Here is a 16,122-nt window from a genome sequence, read left to right as displayed (position 1 = left end):
CGCTACAATGAAAGAAAAGAAAGGGGTTGCAAAATTGAAGAAAACTACCATGTATTTAGACAAACACTTTATTTTGGCACCAGTCGACGAACGGATCTACGGCTCTTTTGTGGAGCACTTAGGGCGCTGTGTGTACGAAGGGATCTATCAACCAGAAAGTCCTTTTGCCGATGATCAGGGCTTTCGTCAAGATGTCGCTGCCTTGATCAAGCAGTTGAATGTGCCGATCGTCCGTTACCCAGGAGGCAATTTCGTCTCTGGGTATAAATGGGAAGATAGCGTCGGCCCTAAAGAGCAACGGCCAGCAAAAATCGATTTGGCCTGGCGGGTAATCGAAAGCAATCAGTTCGGCTTAAACGAATTTATGGATTGGACCAAACAAGTCAATACGGCACCGATGATGGCGATCAATCTTGGGACACGAGGAATCGAAGCAGCGAAAAACTTGATCGAATACACCAATTTAAAAGGCGGCAGCTATTATAGTGACCTCCGTCGTGCCCATGGGGTGGCCGATCCTCATGACATCAAACTTTGGTGTCTAGGCAATGAAATGGACGGTCCTTGGCAAGAAGGACATAAGACAGCCGATGAATATGGCCGTCTCGCAGAAGAAGCTGGCAAAGCGATGCGTTTGGTGGACCCAACGATCGAAACCGTCGCTTGTGGTAGTTCTTCTCTCACGATGCCGACCTTTGGCATGTGGGAAGATACAGTATTAAGTCATTGTTACGATCAAGTCGACTACATTTCCATGCACCAATATTATGGCAACCGTAACGGCGATAGCCAAGATTATCTAGCAAGCAATGTCGCAATGGATCAGTTCATCAGTCAAGTCGCAGCAATCTGTGATGCAGTGAAAGCCAAACGCCGAAGCAAGAAGACGATCAATATTTCCTTCGACGAATGGAACGTCTGGTATCACTCAAATGAACAGGATCAAAAAATTGAACCTTGGAGTCAACACCCACCACAATTAGAAGACGTCTATCACTTTGAAGATGCGTTACTCGTCGCAAGCATGATGATCACGATGCTTCATCACGCAGATCGCGTTAAAATCGCCTGCATGGCACAGCTGGTCAACGTGATCGCACCGATCATGACTTCCGATACTGCCGCTTGGAAACAAACGATTTTTTATCCCTATGAAATGATCAGCAACTATGGTCGCGGTCACGTGTTGCATAGTATCCTTCGAGGAGTTGATTTCGATAGCAGCCACGGAAAAGCTTCTTATGTGGATGCCATTGCGATCGAAAACGAAGATGACTATTTAACCTTTTTCTTAGTAAATAAGGATTTGCAGGATGCCAATGAATTCACTTGCGACTTGCGTCAATATGATTCATTGCAAATCGCTACCCATCAAGTCTTGCACCACCCAGACTTGCATGCCGCCAATACCGAAGCAACTCCGAACAACGTTGTGCCAGTCAATGGAAAAACAGCGGAATTGAATGACGGCATTTTGCGTGTCGTCTTGGAAAAACAAAGCTTCCAGATGCTACGCTTGAAGAAAAACGGCAGCAAGTAACGAGCGTATCTGTTTGAGCAAAAAAAAGCAGCAGCCTTGGTGACATCCTGAAAAAACGAGACTTTTACGGAGTGGAGACATCCACTCCTTTTTTATGATCCCCCGTGTTCACTTGCTATTTTTCGCATTCTTAACTGATCTGGGCAAAAAGGCGGCAACTGCCAGCTTGTTTTTCAAAAAAAGTGACGACAAAAGAACACCCTGCGGCAGCTAAGATACCGCAGGGTGTTCTTGATTCATTGTTTAGCCGTTATAGGCATCAACGATGATTTGTTTCAATTCAGAGATTAGTGGTTCTTTTGGATTTGCTGTTGTACATTGGTCTTCGTAAGCCAATTCAGCCATGCGATCAACTGTTGTATCTAGTGTTTGTTGAGTGACGCCTTGCGCTTTCAAGCTCATGTCGATACCCACAGATTGTCCTAATTCGTAAACAGCTGTTGCCAATGCTTCAACCAATTCAGCCGTTGTTTTGCCTTTAAGGCCTAAGAATTTCGCAATGTCTGCGTAATCTGTATCGGCACGGAAGAAGTCATATTTAGGGAACATTGCATGTTTTTGTGGGTCTTTGGCATTGTAACGGATGATGTGCGGTAAAAGAATCGCATTTGTACGTCCGTGAGGAATACCATATTCACCACCGATTTTGTGGGCTACTGAGTGACAAATACCTAGGAATGCATTGGCGAAGGCCATACCTGCCATTGTTGAGGCATTATGCATTTTTTCGCGAGATTCCATATCAGGTGTTTTCACTGATTTTTCTAAGTAGTCAAAGACTAACTTGATTGCTTGTAAGCTCAATCCACGAGTGTAATCAGATGCCATTACTGACACATAAGATTCGATCGCATGAGTCAAAACGTCCATTCCAGTGTCTGCTGTAACAGAAGCAGGTACTGACATTACGAATTGAGGGTCAACGATTGCTACATCTGGTGTCAATGCGTAATCAGCTAATGGGTACTTTACGTGTGTTTCACTGTCAGTGATAACCGCAAATGGGGTTACTTCAGAACCAGTACCAGACGTTGTTGGGATACAAACGAATTGCGTTTTTTCTGGTTTGTCGATCTTGTATGTCCGTTTACGGATATCTAAGAATTTTTGTTTCGCGCCGAAGAATGAAGTATCTGGGTGCTCATAGAACATCCACATGCCTTTGGCAGCATCCATTGCTGATCCACCACCAAGGGCGATCACTGTATCTGGTTTGAAATCAACCATCATTTTTGTTCCAGCGTAAACGGTGTTTGTTGATGGGTTTGGTTCTACGTCAGAGAAGACTTCGATTTTCACGTCATTTTTACGACGAGCAAGTACTTCACGAACCGTATCGCAATAGCCGAATTGAACCATACCAGGGTCACAAACGATCATGACACGTTCAACGTTTTCCATTTTCTCCAAGTACATTAGAGAGTTCTTTTCAAAGAAGATTTTTGGTGGCAATTTAAACCATTGCATATTATTTCTCCGTTTCGCTACAGTTTTCACGTTGATCAAGTTCACAGCAGAAACATTTCGTGATACAGAGTTTTTCCCGTATGAACCACAACCAAGTGTCAATGATGGAATCATTTCGTTGTAGATATTTCCGATACCACCTTCTGCAGATGGTGTATTAACTAAGATACGGCAAGCTTTCATGCGTAGGCCGAATGCTAATTGCAAGTCTTCGTTTTCAGTGTGGATCACCGCTGTATGGCCTAATCCGCCTAAATCAAGCATTGCTTCACATTTTTCGAACGCGTCTTCTGTGTTGTTTGCTTTGATCATTGCTAAAACTGGAGAAAGTTTTTCTCTTGATAGTGGGTAATCAGCACCGACACCGTCAAGTTCAGCGATCAATAATTTTGTTCCTTCTGGTACGTTGATGCCTGCTAATTTCGCGATTTCCATTGCTGAATGTCCAACGATTGCTGGATTTACGGCATATTTCCCTTCGTTCATCACGGCATCTTCAAGTTTTTGTAATTCTTTTGCTTTTACAACATAGACTTGATGTGCTTCAAATTCTGCTTTCACAGAGGCATAGACTTCTTTATCAACGATCACTGCTTGTTCAGAGGCACAGATCATTCCGTTATCAAAAGTTTTTGATACGATCAAGTCATTGACTGCTCGTTTCACTTTCGCTGTTTTTTCGATATAAGCAGGTACGTTCCCTGGTCCAACACCTAATGCAGGTTTACCAGTTGAGTATGCTGCTTTGACCATGCCAGCGCCACCAGTTGCTAATACGATCGCAATTCCTGGGTGGTTCATCAATAAGCCAGTCGCTTCGATTGATGGATGCTCGATCCATTGCACACAGTTTTCAGGTGCCCCAGCAGCGATGGCTGCATCACGAACGATACGTGCAGCTTCTGCTGAACATTTTTGTGCAGATGGGTGGAAAGCAAAAACGATCGGGTTACGTGTTTTCAAAGCGATCATTGCTTTAAAGATCGTTGTAGATGTTGGGTTAGTTGTTGGTGTTACCCCACAAACGACACCAACTGGTTCAGCGATTTCGATCAAGCCTTTTTGTTTGTCTTCTTTGATCACGCCGACTGTTTTGTCATGTTTGATACTGTTCCAAATATATTCTGAAGCGTACATGTTTTTGATCGCTTTATCTTCATAGATACCACGGCCAGTTTCTTCTACTGCCATTTTAGCTAAAGGCATATGTTTGTCTAATGCTGCCATTGCCATTTCATGAACAATGTGGTCCACTTTTTCTTGATCAAAGCTTTCCATTTCTTTTAACGCCACATTTGCCTTCGTTGCTAAATCGTCAATCATTGCTTGTACGTCGATTGTCACTTCTTTTTCCAATGTCTTAGCCATTGTATGTCCTCCTAGTTTTTAAACATGTTTTGTTTGTTAATTACTTCACATACAGATCATACAACATCTTTTTTCGTTTGTAAATAGTTTTTGTGATTTTTTTCACAGTTTTATTAAACTCCCTTTAAATTAAGCGTTTTCAAGAACTTTTAAGGAAAAGAAGTGGACAAAAGTTTCGGTTTTTATTAAGAAAAATGTCATGTGCTAAGTTGAACAATAGGTTAAAAAACTTTTTGTTCACTTTTGAAAAAAATCACTCTTCCTTCTACTATTTTATCTAAGATTGCCGTATACTCCCTCTAGTATTCTGCCCTTCTTTCAATGGCTATTAGTGTCTATCGAGGACAAAAAAACGACCAGCCATCGCTGATCGTCTTTCTCTTTAAAACAAATCCTCTTGGTCTGCTTCTGTTAGAGGCTTCCCGTGGGCAAGCTGGGAAACAACGTGCGCCATCTTTTTGTAGGAATCATTCAATCCGATTCCGCCTTTTTTCGGCATCTTCAAGATATAGATGTCTTTGGCATAGATTGCCACTGCTGGGTTTTCCTCTGACATCGCTGCAGCCCCTGGAATTCCTTGCGCATTGAATACTTTCGTCAATCCTGCTGCCATTTCGCCAAAATTAGGATAATGCATCGCAGGTCCGCAAAGAACGGCATCGGCGTCAAATTTTTTAGCAAACCCCACAAATTTTTTATTCACTTCTTCTTGATGCTCGTGATAATATTGGTCACCACAATAAAGCGTTGCAACGATTTGTGCGTCTTGCTCTTGAAAAAGTGGATTCAAGGTTCGACCTGGACCAAGGGCAGCTTTTTTGCCGCTTGGCGGCAACTGAGCATTTTCATCACTTCCCATCCCTGCAGTGACATGATTGAGAATCAAAATTATTTTTTTCATGAGCGGTGCCTCTTTTCTTATAGATCATCAAAATCGAAATCATCAAAATTGATTTCCTCTTCTTCTTGTTCAACGGCATCCGCTTCTTCTTTTAGATATTGATTATCTAAGACTTTGATAAACGGATAATAAATAGCCATTCCTAAGAGGATCAACAAGACTTGTAACACGGACGCTTGCCAACCACTGACTAAGAAACCAGAAATAATCGGTGGTGTGGTCCATGGCAGTTGAATTCCATTGGTATAGTTGACTAACCCAAGATCCATACAGAAGTAAGAGATAATAATATTGATCGTTGGCACTAAAGCAAAAGGAATCAGCAGAACTGGATTCAAGACGATCGGTAACCCAAAGATGATGGGTTCATTGATCCCGAAAATACCTGGAATCAACGATAACTGTGATAGTTTTTTGACCCGTTGGCTTTTACAGACTAAGATCATGACTAAAATCAAAGATAACGTCGAACCGCCCCCACCAAAGGTCGCGAACATGTCTTGAAATTGACCGGTGATGATGTTAGGAATTTCTGCGCCATTCTTGAAAGCATCTAAGTTTTCAATAGATAATGCCCGTAAGATAGGGTTGAAGACAGCGCCGACCACACTGGAACCATTGATCCCAAAGAACCAGAAAAAATGCAAAAATAGGTAGGCTATGATCATGGCACCTAAAGTATTTCCTAAACTTAACAACGGTGTCTGTAAGAACTTAAAGAGGATCTCTTGCAGATTGCCATAAGACGTCAAGTTGGCTAACCAGTTGGCGATCATAAAAACCGTCACGATCACAAAGCTGGGGATCAATGCCTCAAAGGATTTCACCACAGTTGGGGGAACACCGTCAGGCATTTTGATCGTCCACCCTTTGCGTAATAACGCAACAAACATTCTGGTGGAAATCAAGGCAACGACCATCCCTAAGAACAAACCGCTAGAACCCATCCATCGTAATGGCAGGCTGCCAACTTCATATACTTCCGTAGAGCCTTCTGGTGTGAAAACGGTCGTAAATGGTGTCACGATAAAAAAAGAAACGAGTGAAATAATGGCTGCTTGCATGGCATCAACTTTAAACTGTTTTGCCAAACTATACCCGATCCCACCAACGGCTAAAATCGTCATAATGTCAAAGCTGGCTGTTGCTGGCATATTCAACATCGTTGCCCAGTTGTCTCCCAGCAAACTGCTCATCATCTCGTTCCAATTTGGAATCGGAAAATTGGTCAAGACTAAAAAGAGTGAACCCACGATCAACAACGGTGTGGATAATAAGAAACCATCACGAATCGCAATCAAGTATTTGTTTTCACCGATCGTCTTTGCCATCGGTGTTAACACTTTTTCTAACCAGTTTAAAAATTTCTGCATTTTTCTTCCTCCCATCTGCGTGCTATCTGGCAGATAACACGTAGTCCCCTGTTACTCCAACACTTTTATTACTTTGCTTTGGCTTTTTTGATCAAGCTTAAGGCATCTTTCAACGCTCGTTCGCCATCCATCATGCCGTATGCTTCTGTCGCGATCGTGCCGACTGGAATCCCCATTGGCTCGAAAGTTGCTTTCATTTTGCTATCTAAGTGTCGTACTTGTGGACCTAACAAAATAGCGACTGGTTTTTCTTGTTCGACTTTTTCTTCTGCATGGATTGCAGGGAATGCTTCGATCGTCAAAGGCATGTTGTGCTTTTTGACGACTTCCATCATTTTATTTACCATGATACTCGTTGACATTCCAGCTTCACAAAACAAATAGATTTTTTTCGTTGCCATATCCATTCCTCCAATGTTTGTTTTTCTCAATCGCGGTTGTTAGACCGGCGCTTTGATTCGTTTTTCATAAGCCTCCAACCATTCTTTCGTGATGGGTTCGATCACGGTTGTCTGCTCAGGTCCTGGCGTTGCCATAAAAATAGCAGGCGCTTGATTGGTGGTTGCGACACTAAAGGTAAATTCTACATTGGTTGCCACCCCCCAGCGACCCTGTTTATCTAAGGCGATCAGCGAGAAGGCGCCAGCTTTGCCGTAGCGCTTCTTCAATCGCGCTTCAAAGTCGTAAACGGCTTGATCACATGCTTCTTGCGGTGCTAGCCCTTCTCCCATCAAACGGACGATTTCGTAGGAAAGGCAGCCTTTCATCAAGTCTTCCCCTAACCCTGTGGCAGCGGCACCGCCGATTTCACTATCCACATAAAAACCAGAACCAGATAAAGGTGAATCGCCAACACGACCGCTTTTTTTCATAAATAAACCAGAACTAGAGGTTCCTGCTGCCATGCTTTGGTGTTCATCCAGCGCAACTACTCCCACTGTATCGTGGCCGTCATAGGGATCGAGGTTGTTGGCAGCGATCTCTGCTTTGCGCTTTTCCCAAATGGTTTTGGCTCGCGGTGTCAGCATCTCTTTGGGCTGGAATCCTTCGGCAAGCGCATAAGCGACCGCTCCTTGGCCGATCCGAAAACTATTGAATTTCTCCTCACTTAGGCTGCGTGCCACGGAAATAGGATTTTCCACATCGACGATCCCAGCGACGGCACCAATTTTGAAGGTATCACCATCCATGAAGGCAGCGTCCATTTCCAACACGCCTTCTTCGTTTGGTAGTCCGCCATACCCCACCGATTTATAAAATGGATAATCTTCCACTGCTTTAATGGCTGTTTCTACTGCATCTTGGCAGGAGCCTTGTTGCTCTAATATTGCTTTAGCAGCGAGCACGCCATCGTGTGCCATCCGCCATGTAGCAATCATTCCCCACATAAATATCCCTCCATTTTTCATAGCGCTTTCAAGTATATTCTATACGGTATATACTACTATGTCTATACTAAAAAAAGAGTTTCTCAAAAAAATTGGAAAAACTCTTCTTCGTTCGTGTCTTCGCTTATTTTGTCAGTGCTTGTAAGCTGCGCAGATAAATTTCAAGATTCATCCGTAGATCGGCAACCGCCATGTACTCATCTTGGTTATGAGCGATCCCTTTTTGCCCTGGAAAAGACGGACCAAAAGCAAGGATGTTTGGCATCTTGCGGGCGTAGGTTGCTCCTGTAGTGGTCACGGGGGTTGGATCATTGCCCGTTACTTGGTGATAGATCGTCGATAGCGTTTGGATTTCGGGGGCATCTTTTGATCGGCAGAACCCTGGAATGCTGCGAAGGATCGTAAGGCTTGCCCCTTTTGGCAATGCCTTTTGCACCCCAGCGAGCACTTGTTCCCCCGTTACCGATACAGGATAGCGAAAGGCCACTTCTAACGCTAGTCCACTGGCGGATTTTTGGAGAACCACAGGAGTCAAGATCAATTTTCCTGAATCAGCGTCTTCTAGTACCAAATCAATGCCTTCGCCATAGTGCTGCTGGTGAAAACTTTGGGTGATCCACTGCAAAGCTGCTTGCAATGACGGTGTCGCCGCCAGTTGCGGTGCCGCTTGCTGCGCAAGCTTTGTAATGGCATTGTCCCCTAGCTCAGGGGCATTGCTAGGGGAGCGTTTGCCTAGTGCTTCAAAGGACTGGCTGCCTACGGTTACCGATAGGTGGTCTGGCACATGATCGCGGAATTGATCGCCAGAAAACGCAGCTAACAGCTGCTGTTCTTGGACGGGCAATGGAAAATCAAGTTGCACATTGACGACACCTCGTTCGCCGTAAACCACTGGATACTTGCAGTCTGGCGTAAAACCAAAATGCGGTGGCTGCTCAACCGCTAGATAATGCGGAATATCCGACATGCCGCTTTCTTCATCTGTACCGAAAATGATCCGCAGCGGTAATTGCGGTTGATGACCAAGGTCTTTCAATAATTTCATGGCAAACAAACAGCTGATGATCGGGCCTTTGTTATCTAAGATCCCTCGGCCATAAAAGTTGCCGTCTTTTTCAGTTAGTGCAAACGGTGGGTAGCTCCAGCCAGAACCTGCCGAGACGACATCCAAGTGTCCTAACACACCGATATAGTCGGTATCCGTTGGTCCCCAATGGGCATAGCCGATCGCATCATCAATGACCGTTGTTTGAAACCCGTATGCTGCGCTTTTTTCCATGACGTATGCTAACACTTCTCGTGGTCCCTTGCCATAAGGCGCATGGGGCGCCGGCTCACCTTTGACGCTTGCAATCTGCATCACTTCGCTCAAAAGCGTGAGAAATTCTGACCAATTGGCTTCAATACTTGTTGTGAGTGGATCCATTGTCTTCACCTCTAAAGGATTGATTTTATTTTTGACGCACTAATGTATTTTTGAAGGTATATTTGTCTGCTCGGTAATAGGATGTATCGTATAAGATCGGTTTGGCTGATGCGGAATAGGTCATCGAATGGACCAAAAGCATCGGTTCCTCTTGAGGCACCTGTAAAAGTTTCGCAATATCGGCAGGACTTTTCACAGCTTCCACCTCTTGATGGGAATAACCAATCTCGATGTTGGCTTCAATGACTTGATACAAAGACGACTCTAATTGAGCTTTCGTGAGTTCTGCGGTGTCTTCTTGCAGATAGCGTTTCAATACGTAAAGATTTTCCACCGTCATCGGCTCATCATCAAAGTAACGCAAGCGCACCAAATAAACGATTGGTTCCTTGGCGTAATCGCCAAACAGCTGACCAATCTCTACCGGGAGCTCTTTGACGGTTTCGATATGCAAAACTTCCGTACGGGTCTTTTTCCCTTGGATTTTGGCAGTCTCGGTAAAACTTTGGAGTCCGCCAGAGCCGCTTTGGATCTTGGGCTGTTTCATGACATAGGTTCCTTTTCCTTTTTCTTTCACTAACAAATTCTGGCCAATCAATAGATCGATGGCTTTGCGCACCGTTAAACGGCTACACTGAAATTCCTCTGCTAAATCATAATCGGAAGGAAGCTTTTGGCTCGTCACATACGTACCTTCATGAACCCGTTGCGCAATCTGCTGGGCAACTTCTTGAAATACTGCTTGTTTTTTCAACGTCTCTCCTACTTTCTTTCACTTTGCTACCATTCATAAAACGATCGATTGGCACTGACGCCAGAAGAAACACTGACAAACGCTTGTTCATCAATTCCTTGGATCATGCCTTCGACAGTCTTGAGTTCTCTATGGGAAATGACAAGTAATAATAGTTTTTTCTGTTGATGATCAAATCCACCTTCGACATCGTTGATGACCGTGATGCCTCTCTGCAAGGCACATTGCAACGTCGTAATGACGGGTTCTGCTTTTTCTGTAACGACCAGCAGCTGTACACGCCGCTGCTTCAGGTTGACGTAGTCGACCATCCGCCCACTGATGAAGAAGGAAATGGCACTATAAAAAGCATAAGGCCAGCCAAAGATCAGCCCAGCTGCTAGCTGCAAACTGACATTGAAGCCGATAAAGAAACTGCCGATACTTCTACCAGTGGCTTTTTTCACTAAAATCCCTAAAATGTCAAGCCCACCCGTTGAAAAATCGTCGTTCAATGTCAAGCCCACCGACACCCCGTGCAGCAATCCGCCAAACACGGCACAGATCACCGGATCGGTCGTTAAAGCAATGACCGGAACCACCTTCATCATAACAGAAGACAGGACGACGGTACAAACCGTCATGATGGTAAATTCTCGATCGATTTTGACCCAAGCAACCGCTAACAATGGCGCATTAAAAAAAAGCACCAAAAGCGGGATCGAAAGCTGCAGATTCAACTGCTCATCTAAAAGCTGCGACAGCAATTGCGACAAACCAGTGATCCCACTCGCATAAATATTTCCCGGCAGCCAAAAGAGATTTAGGGCAATCGACGACAGCAATGCATAGATCAAAGCAACAAGCATTCGTTTTCTATAACGTGCCATGTTTTTCCTCCTCCACTTCGCTTTTAGTATATATCATTAAGTATATACTGTCACGCAGAAAAAGCAGGTGAAATGAGGGGGAAAACAGGAACGAAGCAAGGTAAAAATACGCCAAAATCAAGGAGTAAAACGTTGGTATCAAAGGTTTTTTAAGATTTTTTTAAAGCGAGTAAATCACTTGAAATTCGCTAAAAAATGAATAAAATAAAAAGTGTAAAAACAAAAGAATAAAGAAAGGATGATTCTTATGACACATGAGATTGTGCCACGCCGCTCAGATTCATACAGTATGACACCTTTTGATTTCTTTGAGGATTTTGGCCGCAGTTTTTTTGATGGGTTTCCATCGAACCTGATCAAAACCGATATTCACGAGAATGACAAGGAATTTCTCGTTGAAGCAGAACTGCCTGGCATCCCTAAAGAAAATATTCAAGTAACCTATGAAAATGGGGTTTTAACGATTACGGGACAACACCAGACGGATCATGCGACCGAAGATGAAAAAGGACGTCTGGTTCGCAGCGAGCGCAGCTTGACAAGCGTTCGGCGGCAATACCTGTTAGAAAACGTCAAAGAGGATGAAATCAAAGCCTCTTACGCTGAAGGAATTTTGAAATTGACGTTGCCAAAAGACCAAGGCAAACAAGCGTCAAAGAAACTGATTCCGATCGAGTAACGAAGGCAATCAAAGCACCGCAGCAAAACGAGCGATCTCTGTTTTGCTGCGGTGTTTGTTTTATTTTAGAAACTGTCCGACTACTAAAAAAATGCACCATCGCTTCTGAGAAAGAGACGGTGCGTTTGTGCTTATTCTTTGGTTTCGTCTTGGATGCTCGTTGCGTCTTCGACATCAGCTGGTTCGATTTGTGTCTCAACGGATGCAACAGTTCCGGGTTTCACTGTGCGGATCGCTGAACGATCAAACTCTAAGAAAATTCCTTCACAGTCGATGATCACGGTGCTTTTTTCTGTGTTGACTTCAGAAAGAACGCCGTGGAGTCCGCCGATGGTTACGACTTCATCGCCAGCTTTCATATTTTCTAAAAGATTTTTACGCTCTTGCTGTTGTTTCTTTTGTGAACGACTCATAAAGAACCACATTGCCACTAAAGCAACCAGCATAAAGAGCATTGGTAAAGATTGTGCCATTTTTTTCACCTCGATTTATTTTCTTTCCTATAAGATACTTTATCAGAATTCCTCTATTATTCCCACCATTTTAGTAGAGAATGTTAGAAATTCCTCGCATTTTCCTTGTTGAACCCATACTCTTCAATAAAATGCTCACGGAACTCCAACAAGTTGTCATCCATGATGGCTTGACGGACATTTTTCATCAGATTCAATAAGAAGTAGACATTGTGGTAAGACGTCAAACGCATACCAAAGGTTTCATCACATTTGATCAAGTGGCGGATGTACGCACGAGAATAGTTTTTACATGTATAGCAATCACACTTCTCGTCAATTGGTCGAAAGTCACGGGCATATTGCGCATTTTTCACGACTAAACGACCTTTTGAAGTCATACAGGTACCGTTTCTTGCGATCCGTGTTGGTAAAACGCAGTCGAACATATCGACACCGCGAATCACGCCATCGATCAAGGAGTCAGCTGCCCCAACGCCCATCAGGTAACGTGGTTTGTTTTCTGGAATCCAAGGAGTCGTAAATTCCAACACGCGATTCATTTCCGCTTTTGGTTCGCCAACTGACAGGCCGCCGATGGAATACCCTGGGAAGTCCATACTGATCAAGTCTTGGGCACTTTGCTTGCGCAAGTCTTCAAAGCCTGCACCTTGAATGATCCCAAACAAGCCTTGCCGGTCTGGATTGGCATGGGCTTTCAAGCCACGCTCCGCCCAGCGAGACGTCCGTTCCACCGATTTTTTGACGTAGTCATAGCTTTCATCAAATGGCGGACACTCATCAAAACTCATCATGATATCTGACCCTAATTTGTTTTGGATATCAATCGCTTTTTCAGGAGATAAAAACATTTTCGATCCATTCAAATGGTTTTTGAAATGGACACCTTCTTCGACGATGTTACGCATTTCGGCTAATGAAAAGACCTGAAAACCACCAGAATCTGTTAAGATTGGTTGATCCCAATTCATAAATTTATGTAAGCCGCCTGCTTCTGCAACAATGTCTTCTCCTGGACGTAACCACAAGTGATAGGTATTGCTTAAAATGACGCCTGCACCCATTTCTTTCAACTCTTCAGGGGCAAGGGTTTTGACCGTTGCTAATGTGCCGACTGGCATGAACATTGGCGTTGGAAAGGTTCCGTGAGGCGTGATCAGTTCGCCTAAACGGGCACCGGTATGCTTTTCTTTCTTTATCAGACGATAACGAATGGCTGGTTCCGTCATTCATTTCCCTACTTTCTCTCTATACTCGATTAACTGTGCAACGCTATCTATGATAAGGGTTGCCCTTACATTTTGCAAGGAAGTTTAAAGAAACTAAGAGTATTTTCTCCTAGTCATGCGAAACATCTATTACTTTTTTTTGAAGATTTAGCGAAAGTTTGCTATCATGTTATTTATATTGAAGGGAGGTTTTTTGAAATGAAATCAAATAGAGAACTAAAAGCAGAAGCAAAAGCAATGCTGCGAGGACGCTGGAAAGACAGTGTTTTGATGTGTATTGTACCGACTTTGATCTCGATCGCTATCGCATTCGTCATTATCGTCCTTACTGTTATTCCATTGTATCAAAGCGGTATGTTCAATGATCTTGGTTCTACCGATGCAGTCAATTCCGCTGGCGGCAGTGGTGGCAGTGGCGGCGGCGGTTTGATCAGCGGTCTATTTTCTGCCTTATTCGGTGCTGGGATCTCTTGGACTTTCCTTGATCTTTTACGCGGTAAAAAACAGTCGATCCAACCCTTTTCTGATGTCTTTCGTGGCTTCAGTGGTGCTTTCGTGTTAGGGATCATCGTCATTTATATTCTGTCGACTATTTTCACGACGTTGTGGACGTTCCTGTTTATCATTCCTGGGATCATTAAAGCTTATTCTTATTCTCAAGCATATTTTGTCTTTTATGATACCTATGAAGAAACGGGCATGCGGCCAGATTTTCTCAGCTGCATCACAGGTAGCCGTCATTTAATGAGAGGCTACAAAGGTCAACTGTTCATCCTTGATCTGAGCTTCATCGGCTGGCACATTTTGGCCATCATGACTGCAGGAATCGGCTACTTATGGCTGACACCTTACATCAGTGCAACCAAAGCAGCGTTTTATGACAATCTGCCTAAACGAGCACTTGCTTAAAAGATCGGTTCGCCGGTCTTTTTTTTGAGGAAAACGACCTTTTTCTTTTGCAAACGCTTCCGTTCCGTGTTATAGTATACGTGTAAGGAAGGTAGCAACTCTGTTGGTGGTTTTCGTAAATATCGCAAACTCAATCTACTAAAAGTTGTTGAACGTACAAGTTTCACCTAGTACCAAACGTGTAAAGTAACAAGAAGAAAAACGTAACAAGGATCGAACATTTCCATATCGAAAAATGATACGTCTCATTTTGTATCGGAATACACGAAACATGTGTAAGTTTGTAAATGAAAACAAATTTTCGAGAAACATTGCTTTGCATGGACCACAAAAAGCGACCACCACTTATACCTTCCTCTAGTAGTAAGCTGGGCGACAAAAAAGCAGTTCTAAAAGTTGAGAAGTTGTTTCAACTTAAAGAGCCGCTTACGTCGCTCAGTTTTTTTTGTTTATTTTAAGAACATCGCATCGCCAAAGCTAAAGAAGCGATACCGCTCATCGATGGCATGTTGGTAGGCAGAAAGTGTTAGGTCGCGTCCTGCAAAGGCACTGACTAACATCACTAAGGTTGATTTTGGTAAATGGAAGTTGGTAGAAAAAGCTTCCACGATTTTAAACTGATAGCCTGGCGTGATAAAAATACTCGTCCACCCACTATCGGCTTTGATTTGCCCATCAAACTTAGTCCCAATGGTTTCTAACGTACGGATCGAAGTCGTTCCGACTGCAACGATCTTGCCGCCATTTGCCCGAACCTCGTTCAATTGAGCGGCAGCTTCTTCTGTCAAACGGTAAAATTCGCTGTGCATCTCATGATCAGCGATATTATCGACACTCACTGGACGAAACGTTCCTAAACCAACGTGCAAAGTCAGATAAACCAGCTTGACGCCTTTTGCGGCGATCTGCTCCAGCAATTCTGGGGTAAAATGCAAGCCGGCAGTCGGTGCAGCAGCTGAGCCGTTTTCTTTGGCATAAACCGTTTGATAGCGGTCTGGGTCTTCTAGCCGTTCTTTGATATAAGGCGGTAACGGCATTTCGCCAAGTGATTCCAGAATCTCTAAAAAGATCCCTTTGTATTGAAAACGAATGATCCGGCCGCCGTGATCGAGCTCTTCTTCCACCACTGCCTCTAATCGTCCGTCGCCAAAGGTGATCTTCGTGCCGACTTTGGCTCTTTTGGCTGGCTTGATCAAGGTTTCCCACGTATCCCCTTCAATATTATTCAGTAAAAGGATTTCTAAATGGGCACCTGTTTCTTGTTTTTCGCCATAGATACGAGCTGGTAATACCCGTGTATCATTCATCACCAAAGCATCCCCTGGTGCCAATTCATCAATGATGTTATAGAAGTGCTTGTCCTCAAATTTGCCAGTCTCACGGTCAACCACTAATAAACGGGAACTTGAGCGATCGCTTAATGGCGTTTGGGCGATCAGTTCTTCCGGTAATTCAAAATCAAAATCTTCAGTTGTAAGCATGTTGTTCCTCTCTTTCCCTAAATTCTTCTCTATTCTAGCATGTTTTTATAAAAATTGAAAAAACAGCTTTTTATTCTGCCCTTTCTTAGAAAAAAATAAAGAGACTGTTGCCAAGGCGTTCTGCAAAAAAGCCCCCTTTTTCCCAATGAAAAATAACGGGGGATCTTCGCCGTTTCTTTTCTCTATGCATCGCTCCTTAATTTGGACTTGCTTATGGCGCTATTTTCGGTTTTGTCTATACAATTATGAAAAAAATGGGCAGATT

The 16,122-nt window shown here is 43.6% G+C and carries 14 protein-coding genes; 3 read left to right on the top strand and 11 right to left on the bottom strand.

The window, feature by feature from the left end; translation table 11 throughout:
• Positions 1-7: 7 nt before the first annotated feature.
• Positions 8-1,540 carry an arabinosylfuranosidase ArfA gene (gene arfA, locus IGK61_RS02325; protein ID WP_074535307.1) on the top strand — a complete coding sequence of 511 codons (1,533 nt, stop codon included), beginning with the start codon at positions 8-10 and terminating at the stop codon, positions 1,538-1,540.
• 243 nt (positions 1,541-1,783) lie between these two features.
• Here arfA and adhE read toward each other — a convergent pair whose 3' ends face one another.
• From adhE to IGK61_RS02285, 8 genes are all read right to left on the bottom strand, one after another.
• On the bottom strand, positions 1,784-4,375 hold the full coding sequence (gene adhE / locus IGK61_RS02320) for a bifunctional acetaldehyde-CoA/alcohol dehydrogenase (protein ID WP_074535308.1): 2,592 nt from the start codon (positions 4,373-4,375) through the stop codon (positions 1,784-1,786).
• A 382-nt stretch (positions 4,376-4,757) separates the two neighbouring features.
• Positions 4,758-5,276, bottom strand: coding sequence for a GrdB-related putative oxidoreductase (locus IGK61_RS02315; protein ID WP_005232156.1), 519 nt, complete (start codon positions 5,274-5,276; stop codon positions 4,758-4,760).
• A gap of 17 nt (positions 5,277-5,293) precedes the next feature.
• Positions 5,294-6,649, bottom strand: coding sequence for a PTS cellobiose transporter subunit IIC (gene celB / locus IGK61_RS02310; protein WP_005227350.1), 1,356 nt, complete (start codon positions 6,647-6,649; stop codon positions 5,294-5,296).
• Between the two features lie 68 nt (positions 6,650-6,717).
• On the bottom strand, positions 6,718-7,050 hold the full coding sequence (locus tag IGK61_RS02305) for a PTS sugar transporter subunit IIB (RefSeq protein ID WP_005227348.1): 333 nt from the start codon (positions 7,048-7,050) through the stop codon (positions 6,718-6,720).
• A gap of 39 nt (positions 7,051-7,089) precedes the next feature.
• Positions 7,090-8,037, bottom strand: a complete 948-nt coding sequence (locus IGK61_RS02300) for a N(4)-(beta-N-acetylglucosaminyl)-L-asparaginase (protein WP_060792619.1) — start codon at positions 8,035-8,037, stop codon at positions 7,090-7,092.
• A 124-nt stretch (positions 8,038-8,161) separates the two neighbouring features.
• Positions 8,162-9,463 (bottom strand): Sapep family Mn(2+)-dependent dipeptidase, encoded by a 1,302-nt coding sequence (locus tag IGK61_RS02295; RefSeq protein WP_438844666.1) that lies wholly within the window; start codon positions 9,461-9,463, stop codon positions 8,162-8,164.
• 25 nt (positions 9,464-9,488) lie between these two features.
• Positions 9,489-10,217, bottom strand: coding sequence for a GntR family transcriptional regulator, LSA1692 subfamily (locus tag IGK61_RS02290; protein WP_074535310.1), 729 nt, complete (start codon positions 10,215-10,217; stop codon positions 9,489-9,491).
• Between the two features lie 26 nt (positions 10,218-10,243).
• Positions 10,244-11,086: a YitT family protein gene (locus tag IGK61_RS02285; RefSeq protein ID WP_005227341.1), complete on the bottom strand. Its 843-nt coding sequence runs from the start codon at positions 11,084-11,086 to the stop codon at positions 10,244-10,246.
• Positions 11,087-11,333: 247 nt separating this feature from the next.
• On the opposite strand from IGK61_RS02285, the gene IGK61_RS02280 reads away from it, so the two are divergent.
• Entirely contained in the window at positions 11,334-11,765 is a 432-nt protein-coding gene (locus IGK61_RS02280) for an Hsp20/alpha crystallin family protein (RefSeq protein ID WP_005227339.1), read from the top strand.
• A gap of 131 nt (positions 11,766-11,896) precedes the next feature.
• Here IGK61_RS02280 and yajC read toward each other — a convergent pair whose 3' ends face one another.
• A complete protein-coding gene (gene yajC / locus IGK61_RS02275; RefSeq protein ID WP_005232170.1) occupies positions 11,897-12,238 on the bottom strand; it encodes a preprotein translocase subunit YajC in 342 nt (113 codons plus the stop codon).
• An 83-nt stretch (positions 12,239-12,321) separates the two neighbouring features.
• Positions 12,322-13,467 (bottom strand): tRNA guanosine(34) transglycosylase Tgt, encoded by a 1,146-nt coding sequence (tgt, locus tag IGK61_RS02270; RefSeq protein WP_005227333.1) that lies wholly within the window; start codon positions 13,465-13,467, stop codon positions 12,322-12,324.
• 198 nt (positions 13,468-13,665) lie between these two features.
• Here tgt and IGK61_RS02265 point away from each other — a divergent pair, with 198 nt between their 5' ends.
• Entirely contained in the window at positions 13,666-14,376 is a 711-nt protein-coding gene (locus IGK61_RS02265; protein ID WP_015508900.1) for a DUF975 family protein, read from the top strand.
• 449 nt (positions 14,377-14,825) lie between these two features.
• On the opposite strand, the gene queA is transcribed toward IGK61_RS02265, so the two are convergent.
• Complete coding sequence (gene queA, locus IGK61_RS02260; RefSeq protein WP_010748742.1) at positions 14,826-15,857, bottom strand: tRNA preQ1(34) S-adenosylmethionine ribosyltransferase-isomerase QueA; 1,032 nt, start codon at positions 15,855-15,857, stop codon at positions 14,826-14,828.
• Positions 15,858-16,122: the final 265 nt, after the last annotated feature.

This window comes from Enterococcus sp. AZ063 (assembly GCF_051715045.1).
Lineage (GTDB): Bacteria > Bacillota > Bacilli > Lactobacillales > Enterococcaceae > Enterococcus_D > Enterococcus_D casseliflavus.
The sequence above is the reverse complement of the archived record's forward strand: the minus strand, read 5'-3'. Positions and strand labels throughout refer to the sequence as shown.